Raw genomic sequence first — 4,445 nt, 5'->3', positions numbered from 1 at the left:
GCGCTCGGGCTGCACAACGACATCATCGGGCCGTATCTGACGGGCCTCGCCACCGAGGAGCAGAAGCGGCGCTGGCTGCCCGGTTTCTGCGACGGCTCACTGATCACCGCCATCGCCATGACCGAGCCCGGCGCCGGATCGGACCTCCAGGGCATCAAGACGCGCGCCGAGGACCGGGGCGACCACTGGCTGCTCAACGGCTCCAAGACCTTCATCTCGAACGGGATCCTGGCCGACCTGGTGATCGTCGTCGCGAAGACGACCCCCGAGGGAGGCGCCAAGGGGCTCTCCCTGCTCGTCGTCGAGCGCGGCATGGAGGGCTTCGAGCGCGGGCGCAATCTCGACAAGATCGGGCAGAAGGCCCAGGACACCGCCGAGTTGTTCTTCCACGACGTACGCGTCCCCAAGGAGAACCTCCTCGGCGAGCTCAATGGCGCCTTCGTGCACCTGATGACGAACCTCGCGCAGGAGCGGCTGAACATCGCCGTCGCCGGGATCGCCGCCGCCGAGTACCTGCTGGAGATCACCACCGAGTACGTCAAGGAGCGCGAGGCCTTCGGACGTCCCCTCTCCCGGCTCCAGCACATCCGCTTCGAGATAGCCGAGATGGCCACCGAGTGCGCCGTCACCAGGACGTTCGTCGACCGTTGCACAGAGGACCACGCGAACGGCGAACTCGACGCGGTGCACGCCTCGATGGCCAAGTGGTGGGCCACCGAGCTGCAGAAGCGCGTCGCGGACCGCTGTCTCCAACTGCACGGCGGCTACGGCTACATGACGGAGTACCGCGTCGCCAGGGCCTTCACCGACGGCCGCATCCAGACCATCTACGGCGGGACGACCGAGATCATGAAGGAGATCATCGGCCGCTCCCTGCTCGGCTGACCCTCCAGGCCCTCGCGGGCTCTCCTTGAAAGGCTCACGCGTGACCACCGAAGCGTACGTGTACGACGCGATCCGCACCCCGCGCGGGCGCGGCAAGGCGAACGGCGCCCTGCACGGCACCAAGCCCGTCGACCTGGTCGTCGGGCTCATCCACGAGATCCAGGCCCGCTTCCCGGGGCTCGACCCGGCCGCCATCGACGACATCGTGCTCGGTGTCGTCGGACCCGTCGGCGACCAGGGCTCCGACATCGCCCGGATCTCCGCCATCGCCGCCGGACTGCCCGACACCGTGGCCGGCGTACAGGAGAACCGCTTCTGTGCGTCGGGCCTGGAAGCCGTCAACCTCGCCGCGATGAAGGTCCGTTCGGGCTGGGAGGACCTCGTCCTCGCGGGTGGCGTCGAGTCGATGTCCCGGGTGCCGATGGCCTCCGACGGCGGCGCCTGGTTCGCCGACCCGATGACCAACATCGCCACCAACTTCGTACCGCAGGGCATCGGCGCCGACCTCATCGCCACCATCGAGGGCTTCTCGCGCCGGGACGTCGACGAGTACGCGGCGCTGTCCCAGGAGCGCGCCGCCGCAGCCTGGAAGGACGGCCGCTTCGAGAAGTCCGTCGTCCCCGTGAAGGACCGCAACGGACTCGTCGTCCTCGACCACGACGAGCACCTGCGCCCCGGCACCACCGCCGACTCGCTGGCCAAACTCAAGGCGTCGTTCGCCGACATCGGCGACCTGGGCGGCTTCGACGCCGTGGCGCTGCAGAAGTACCACTGGGTGGAGAAGATCGACCACGTCCACCACGCGGGCAACTCCTCCGGCATCGTGGACGGCGCCTCGCTGGTCGCCGTCGGCTCGAAGGAGGTCGGCGAGCGCTACGGGATCACCCCGCGCGCGCGGATCGTCTCCGCGGCCGTCTCCGGCTCCGAGCCGACCATCATGCTGACCGGGCCCGCGCCCGCCACCCGCAAGGCGCTCGCCAAGGCCGGGTTGACCATCGACGACATCGACCTCGTCGAGATCAACGAGGCCTTCGCCGCGGTCGTCCTGCGCTTCGTGAAGGACATGGGCCTGTCCCTGGACAAGGTCAACGTGAACGGCGGCGCGATCGCCCTCGGCCACCCGCTCGGCGCCACCGGCGCGATGATCCTCGGCACGCTCGTCGACGAACTGGAGCGCCAGGACAAGCGGTTCGGCCTCGCCACGCTCTGCGTCGGCGGCGGCATGGGCATCGCCACGATCGTCGAGCGCATCTGACTCCCCAGTGGACCAACGGACTTCTACGGAGAACCCCCTCATGACCGAGAGCACCACCATCCGCTGGGAACAGGACGAGACCGGCATCGTCACCCTGGTCCTCGACGATCCCGACCAGTCCGCGAACACCATGAACCAGGCGTTCCGCGACTCGCTCACCGTGATCACCGACCGTCTGGAGGCGGCGGTCCAGGCCGACCCCGACTCCATCCGAGGCATCGTCTTCACCTCCGCCAAGAAGACCTTCTTCGCGGGCGGTGACCTGCGCGACCTCATCCGCGTCACCCCCGAGACCGCCCAGCAGCTCCTCGACGGAGGGCTCGCCATCAAGCGCGACCTCCGCCGCATCGAGACGCTCGGCAAGCCCGTCGTCGCCGCCATGAACGGCGCGGCCCTGGGCGGCGGCTACGAGATCGCGCTGGCCTGCCACCACCGCGTCGCCCTCGACGCGCCCGGCTCCAAGATCGGCTGCCCCGAGGTCACGCTCGGCCTGCTGCCCGGAGGCGGTGGCGTCGTCAGGACCGTACGCCTCCTCGGTATCGCCGACGCGCTCCTGAAGGTGCTCCTCCAGGGCACCCAGTACAGCCCGCAGCGCGCTCTGGAGAACGGCCTCGTCCACGAAGTGGCGGCCACCCGCGAGGAGATGCTCGCCAAGGCCCGCGCCTTCATCGACGCCAACCCCGAGTCGCGCCAGCCCTGGGACAAGCCCGGCTACCGCATCCCGGGCGGCACCCCGTCCAACCCGAAGTTCGCGGCCAACCTGCCCGCCTTCCCGGCCAACCTGCGCAAGCAGACGAACGGCGCGCCCTACCCGGCGCCGCGCAACATCCTCGCGGCGGCCGTCGAGGGCTCACAGGTCGACTTCGAGACCGCGCAGGTCATCGAGGCGCGCTACTTCGTGGAGCTGGCCGCGGGCCAGACCTCCAAGAACATGATCCAGGCCTTCTTCTTCGACCTCCAGGCCGTCAACTCCGGAGCCAACCGCCCCAAGGGCATCGAGCCCCGCCCGGTCCGCAGGGTCGCCGTCCTGGGCGCCGGGATGATGGGCGCCGGCATCGCGTACTCCTGCGCCCGCGCGGGCATCGACGTCGTCCTGAAGGACGTGTCGGCGGAATCGGCCGCAAAGGGCAAGAGCTACTCCGAGAAGCTCTGCGCCAAGGCCGTCTCCCGGGGCCGTACGACCCAGGAGAAGGCGGACGTGCTGCTCGCCCGCATCACGCCGACCGCCGACCCTCAGGACGTGGCGGGCTGCGACGCCGTAATCGAGGCCGTCTTCGAGGACTCCGCGCTCAAGCACAAGGTGTTCCAGGAGATCCAGCACATCGTCGAACCGGACGCGCTGCTCTGCTCCAACACCTCGACCCTGCCGATCACGGCCCTCGCCGAAGGCGTCGAGCGACAGGTCGACTTCGTCGGACTGCACTTCTTCTCGCCCGTCGACAAGATGCCGCTCGTCGAGATCATCAAGGGCGAGCGCACCGGGGACGAGGCACTCGCCCGCGCCTTCGACCTCGTACGGCAGATCAGGAAGACCCCGATCGTCGTCAACGACTCGCGCGGCTTCTTCACCTCCCGCGTCATCGGGCACTTCATCAACGAGGGCGTGGCCATGGTCGGTGAGGGCATCGAGCCCGCCTCCGTCGAGCAGGCCGCCGCCCAGGCCGGCTACCCCGCCAAGGTCCTCTCCCTGATGGACGAGCTGACCCTCACCCTGCCGCGCAAGATCCGCGCCGAGTCCAAGCGGGCCGTCGAGGAGGCGGGCGGCACCTGGACGGAGCACCCCGCGGACGCGGTCATCGACCGCATGGTCGACGAGTTCGGCCGGCCCGGGCGCAGCGGCGGCGCCGGCTTCTACGAGTACGGGGACGACGGCAGGCGCGCCGGACTGTGGCCCGGGCTGCGCGAGCACTTCACACGCGCGGGGGCCGCCGAGGCGGAGATTCCCTTCCGGGACATGCAGGAGCGCATGCTGTTCTCCGAGGCGCTGGACACCGTCCGGCTCCTGGAGGAGGGCGTCCTCACGTCCGTCGCCGACGCCAACATCGGCTCCATCTTCGGGATCGGGTTCCCCGGCTGGACGGGGGGCGTCCTTCAGTACATCAACGGGTACGAGGGCGGGCTGCCGGGCTTCGTGGCCCGTGCGCGTGAGCTCTCCGAGCGGTACGGGGAGCGGTTCACGCCTCCCGCGCTGCTCGTGGAGAAGGCGGAGAAGGGGGAGCGATTCGGGGACGCGTGAGGGTTTGACGCCGGGTTTTCTTCGCCCCCGCCGCCCCTACCCGTCCCGTCCCCTGGGGCTGCGCCCCAG

At 69.7% G+C, this 4,445-nt stretch carries 3 protein-coding genes; all 3 read left to right on the top strand.

Annotated features, from left to right (window positions below; translation table 11 throughout):
- Positions 1–885 (top strand): acyl-CoA dehydrogenase family protein (locus tag AOK17_RS45700; protein WP_055618561.1); only part of this gene is annotated, 885 nt, incomplete at its 5' end.
- A gap of 40 nt (positions 886–925) precedes the next feature.
- The gene (locus tag AOK17_RS45695; RefSeq protein ID WP_055618560.1) at positions 926–2,140 is read left to right on the top strand and encodes an acetyl-CoA C-acetyltransferase; all 1,215 of its coding nucleotides are present in this window, start codon (positions 926–928) and stop codon (positions 2,138–2,140) included.
- A 40-nt stretch (positions 2,141–2,180) separates the two neighbouring features.
- Positions 2,181–4,376 (top strand): 3-hydroxyacyl-CoA dehydrogenase NAD-binding domain-containing protein, encoded by a 2,196-nt coding sequence (locus AOK17_RS45690; protein ID WP_055618559.1) that lies wholly within the window; start codon positions 2,181–2,183, stop codon positions 4,374–4,376.
- Positions 4,377–4,445 lie beyond the last annotated feature (69 nt).

Origin of the sequence: Streptomyces phaeochromogenes (genome assembly GCF_001418655.1) — a bacterium.
In the GTDB taxonomy this organism is placed as follows: domain Bacteria; phylum Actinomycetota; class Actinomycetes; order Streptomycetales; family Streptomycetaceae; genus Streptomyces; species Streptomyces phaeochromogenes.
This window is presented reverse-complemented; position numbering and strand designations above follow the sequence as displayed.

Excerpts from the sequence above, each read along its gene's own strand:
- AOK17_RS45690 (WP_055618559.1), top strand. The coding sequence starts at position 2,181 with ATGACCGAGAGCACCACCATCCGCTGGGAACAGGACGAGACCGGCATC.